The organism is Pseudomonas sp. Ant30-3 (genome assembly GCF_000690905.1).
In the GTDB taxonomy this organism is placed as follows: Bacteria; Pseudomonadota; Gammaproteobacteria; order Pseudomonadales; family Pseudomonadaceae; genus Aquipseudomonas.
Genome location: NZ_JMCL01000091.1, coordinates 1 through 4,790, shown reverse-complemented (window position 1 = coordinate 4,790; position 4,790 = coordinate 1). Strand labels below are relative to the sequence as shown.

At 58.9% G+C, this 4,790-nt stretch carries 4 protein-coding genes; all 4 read left to right on the top strand.

Annotated features, from left to right (window positions below):
- Window positions 1–395 precede the first annotated feature (395 nt).
- Window positions 396–1,196 carry a 3-methyl-2-oxobutanoate hydroxymethyltransferase gene (panB, locus tag DU29_RS0121150; RefSeq protein WP_028623484.1) on the top strand — a complete coding sequence of 267 codons (801 nt, stop codon included), beginning with the start codon at window positions 396–398 and terminating at the stop codon, window positions 1,194–1,196.
- Window positions 1,193–2,053: a pantoate--beta-alanine ligase gene (gene panC / locus DU29_RS0121145; RefSeq protein ID WP_028623483.1), complete on the top strand. Its 861-nt coding sequence runs from the start codon at window positions 1,193–1,195 to the stop codon at window positions 2,051–2,053. The genes panB and panC overlap by 4 nt, the downstream gene beginning before the upstream one ends.
- 380 nt (window positions 2,054–2,433) lie before the next feature.
- Window positions 2,434–4,098, top strand: coding sequence for a glucose-6-phosphate isomerase (gene pgi / locus DU29_RS0121140; protein WP_028623482.1), 1,665 nt, complete (start codon window positions 2,434–2,436; stop codon window positions 4,096–4,098).
- Window positions 4,099–4,267: 169 nt separating this feature from the next.
- Window positions 4,268–4,790 (top strand): AMP-binding protein (locus DU29_RS01000000130285; RefSeq protein WP_033050751.1); only part of this gene is annotated, 523 nt, incomplete at its 3' end.

The window sequence follows — 4,790 nt, the reverse complement described above, 5'->3', positions numbered from 1 at the left end:
GTCGGCGTGGAACGGCTCCCGCCGAATTGAAAAAAAATCCCTGTGGGAGCGAGCCTGCTCGCGATTGCGGTGTGTCATTCAATAAAGCTGCTGATGACACACCGCAATCGCGAGCAGGCTCGCTCCCACAGTGAATCGTGCCGAGCATACGATCTGCGTTTGCTGAATCGCATCAGTTACTCCGGTAACACCCCCCACGTAACAACCCGGTAACACACGCAATTGACTTCCCGAGTTCTCCTCACGACTATAGGCGTCCCGCTGCCGCCAACACGGCATTCAAGGGCGCAATTCAGGCCTTAAAAGCACGACATCAGACCGTGCGCCTGTATTTCACGAAGAATCACGCGCGTTACTCGCAGTAGTGTCAACAGCGCCTGAACGAGGAACTTTTCATGCCAGCCATCACCCTGACCACGCTGCAAGGTCTCAAGCAAAAAGGTGAAAAAATCACCATGCTGACCTGCTATGACGCAACCTTCGCCCATGCCTGTAACGAGGCGGGCGTCGAGGTGTTGCTGGTGGGCGACTCTCTCGGCATGGTGTTGCAGGGTCACGACAGCACACTGCCAGTGACCACTGCCGAAATGGCCTACCACGTTGCGTCGGTCAAACGCGGTAACACCGACGCGTTCATCCTCGCCGATCTGCCATTCATGGCCTACGCCACCACCGAACAAGCGATGACCAACAGCGCCCTGCTGATGCAGGCCGGTGCGCACATGGTCAAGGTTGAAGGTGCGTTGTGGCTGGCGGATTCGATCCGCTTGCTCGCTGAGCGCGGCATCCCGGTGTGTGCGCACATGGGTTTGACGCCGCAGTCGGTGAACATTCTGGGCGGTTACAAAGTCCAGGGTCGCAACGAAAACCAGGCACGGCAGATGCGTGCCGACGCGATTTCCCTCGAACAGGCCGGTGCGGCAATGCTGTTGCTTGAGTGCGTACCGAGCGAGCTCGCCGAAGAGATCACGCAAGCGGTGAAGATCCCGGTGATCGGCATCGGCGCAGGCAGCGCCACCGATGGCCAGGTGCTGGTTTTGCACGACATGCTCGGCTTGTCGATCACTGGCCGGGTGCCGAAATTCGTCAAGAACTTCATGGCCGGGCAGCAGAACATTCAGGCGGCATTGGGCGCCTACGTTAGCGAAGTCAAAGCCGTTACTTTCCCGGGTACCGAACACGGATTCTCCGCATGAACACCGTCAAAACCGTTCGCGAATTGCGAGCCGCCGTGGCCCGCGCCCGTGGCGAAGGCAAACGTATCGCCTTCGTCCCGACCATGGGCAACCTGCACAGCGGGCACATCGCGCTGATCGCCAAGGCCAGCCAACGGGCTGATTTCGTGGTCGCGAGTATTTTCGTCAATCCGCTGCAATTCGGCGCCGGCGAAGACCTCGACAAATATCCGCGCACCCTGACGGCGGACCAGGAAAAACTGCTGCAGGGCGGATGCCACCTGCTGTTCGCGCCGACGGTCGAAGAAATGTACCCCGACGGCATGGCCGGGCAGACTCGGGTCAGCGTGCCGCAACTCTCCGAAGGTCTGTGCGGTGCGAGCCGTCCCGGGCATTTCGAAGGGGTGGCTACCGTGGTCAGCAAGTTGTTCAACATGGTTCAGCCGGACCTGGCCATTTTCGGCCAGAAAGACTTTCAGCAACTGGCGGTGATCCGCGCACTGGTGCATGACCTGAACATGCCGGTGCAAATCATTGGCGAGCCGACGGTGCGTGCGGCGGATGGCTTGGCATTATCCTCTCGCAATGGCTTCCTCAGCGAGGAACAGCGGGCGACTGCGCCGGTGGTGTATCGCGCGTTGAATGCGATTGCCGAGGCGATCAAGCAAGGTGACCGGGACTTTCCGGCATTGGTGAGTGGGCAGCTGCAGAAGCTGGAGGCAGCAGGCTTGCGTCCTGACTACCTGGAGATTCGTCATGCGCTGAGCCTCCGCCCGGCCACGGCGGAAGATCGTGATCTGGTGATTCTGGTGGCGGCGTTTCTCGGCACCACGCGATTGATCGATAACCTGCACCTGAATCTCGACGCACCGGCCTGAGACAACTGACCCATTTGTGGGAGCAAAGCTTGCTCGCGAAGAGGTAGTCATATTCGGCATTGGCGTCGACTGACACGAGCCTTCGCGGGCAAGCCTTGCTCCCACAGAATCACGTAGGTCGCGCCTGTTGCTGCCTCAGGCTTCCCGGCAAAATACCCGCCGTTCAAAATCTCTCCCCGTTTGTCGGACCGTTCCCGAGTTAATGTATAAAAAAGTACTGCCGTCGGGTCTGACAAAGTCAAGACAGATCGCAGCGCGAGGTTTACTGTATTCGCCCTGTGCCATGAATTCGTGTCGACGCAGTTGACCGGACGCTCACTGCAGCGCACCGGGATTTTTAGTGTTCAAAAGCCGTTCAAGTAATAAGGAAACCCGCAGCGATGGCGTATTACCGCACTCCTCACGATGTGACCGCCCTGCCCGCCTGGCAGGCGTTGAAAGATCACCGCCAAGCCATGCAGGATTTCAGCATGCGCGAAGCCTTTAATGCCGATCCGCAGCGCTTTACCCAGTTCACCCTTAGCAGTTGCGGCCTGTTTCTTGATTATTCGAAAAACCTGATCAACGCCGAGACTCGCAATTTGCTGGTGGGTCTGGCCAACGAAGTTGATCTGCAGGGCGCGATCAAAGCGCTGTTCGACGGCGAAATCGTCAATTCTTCCGAAGGTCGTCCGGCCCTGCACACCGCACTGCGCCGCCCGGTGGGCGACAAACTGTCGGTCAACGGCGTCAACGTGATGCCCGAAGTACACAAGGTACTGAATCAGATCACCGACCTCGTAGGCCGCATTCACGACGGTCTGTGGCGCGGTTACACCGAGAAGCCGATCACCGACGTGGTGAACATCGGCATCGGTGGTTCTTTCCTCGGCCCGGAGCTGGTCTCCGAAGCGCTGTTGTCCTACGCCCAGAAAGGCGTGCGCTGCCATTACCTGGCGAACATCGATGGCAGTGAGTTCCACGAGCTGACCATGAAGCTGCGCGCCGAGACCACGCTGTTCATCGTCTCGTCGAAGTCCTTCAACACCCTCGAAACCCTGAAGAACGCCCAGGCCGCTCGCGTCTGGTACCTGGCTCAGGGCGGTTCGGAAGCCGAGCTGTATCGTCACTTCATCGCCGTGTCCAGCAACAACGCGGCAGCCGTAGCCTTCGGGATTCGTGAAGAAAACATTTTCCCGATGTGGGACTGGGTCGGCGGGCGTTACTCGCTGTGGTCGGCGATCGGTTTGCCGATTGCTCTGGCCATCGGCATGTCCAACTTCAAGGAACTGCTGTCCGGTGCCTACACCATGGACCAGCATTTCCAGAGCGCGCCTTTTGAACAGAACATGCCGGTACTGCTGGCGTTGCTCGGTGTCTGGTACGGCAACTTCTGGGGTGCGCAGAGTCACGCGATCCTGCCGTATGACCACTACCTGCGTAACATCACCAAACACTTGCAGCAACTGGACATGGAGTCCAATGGCAAAAGCGTGCGTCAGGACGGCACGCCAGTGTCCACAGACACGGGCCCGGTCATTTGGGGTGGCGTCGGCTGCAACGGTCAGCACGCGTATCACCAGCTGCTGCACCAAGGCACTCAAGTGATTCCCGCCGACTTTATCGTGCCGATCGTCAGTTTCAACCCGGTGTCCGATCACCACCAGTGGCTGTACGCCAACTGCCTGTCGCAAAGTCAGGCATTGATGTTGGGCAAGACGCTGGCAGAAGCTGAAGCAGAACTGCGCGACAAGGGCTTGAGCGAGGAAGAGGTGCACAAGATTGCACCGCACAAGGTCATCCCCGGCAACCGCCCGAGCAACACGTTGGTGGTCGAGCGCATCAGCCCGCGCCGCCTGGGTGCGCTGGTGGCCATGTACGAACATAAAGTCTTCGTGCAAAGCGTGGTCTGGGGTATCAACGCCTTCGATCAGTGGGGCGTGGAACTCGGCAAAGACCTGGGCAAAGGTGTTTACAACCGTCTGGTCGGCAGCGAAGAGTCCCCGGCGGATGATGCGTCTACCCAGGGTTTGATCAACTTCTTCCGCAGCCGTCACCGCGGATGATCTGACGCCGTTCCTACGGGGTACTAACCTTGTAGGAGCCGGCTTGCTGGCGAAAGCGGTTTGTCAGTCGACATTTGTATTGACTGATACACCGCTTTCGCCAGCAAGCCGGCTCCTACGAGGGTCGCGTAGCTTCCCTCTTGTCGAAAAACAAGAATAAGGAACCGTCATGTTCGATATCAGCACGTTCCCCAAAGCCGATGCCGTCCGCCGGGCTGCGAATTTGAGTCAAGACGACTATCAGCGTCTGTATCGCCAGTCCATCGAGCATCCCAGCACCTTCTGGGCCGAACAGGCCACCAGGTTTCTCGACTGGAGCAAGCCTTGGGACACCGTCCAGCGCTATAACCTGAAGACGGGCGAAGCCAGCTGGTTCGCCGGCGGCAAGCTGAATGTCAGTTACAACTGCATAGACCGCCACCTGGAAAAACGCGGCGATCAGATCGCAATCATCTGGGAAGGCGACGACCCCGCCGAATCCGCGCAAATCACCTACAAAAAACTCCATCACCACGTCTGCCGACTGGCCAATGTGCTGAAAAGCCGTGGCGTCAAAAAGGGCGACCGCGTGTGCATCTACATGCCGATGATCCCCGAAGCCGCGTACGCGATGCTCGCCTGCACCCGCATCGGCGCGGTGCATTCGGTGGTGTTCGGCGGTTTCTCCCCGGACTCCGTGCGTGATCGCATTC

Bases quoted from the DNA above. Each gene is read 5' to 3' on its own strand.
- panB (WP_028623484.1), top strand. From the start codon at position 396: ATGCCAGCCATCACCCTGACCACGCTGCAAGGTCTCAAGCAAAAAGGT.
- panC (WP_028623483.1), top strand. From the start codon at position 1,193: ATGAACACCGTCAAAACCGTTCGCGAATTGCGAGCCGCCGTGGCCCGC.
- pgi (WP_028623482.1), top strand. From the start codon at position 2,434: ATGGCGTATTACCGCACTCCTCACGATGTGACCGCCCTGCCCGCCTGG.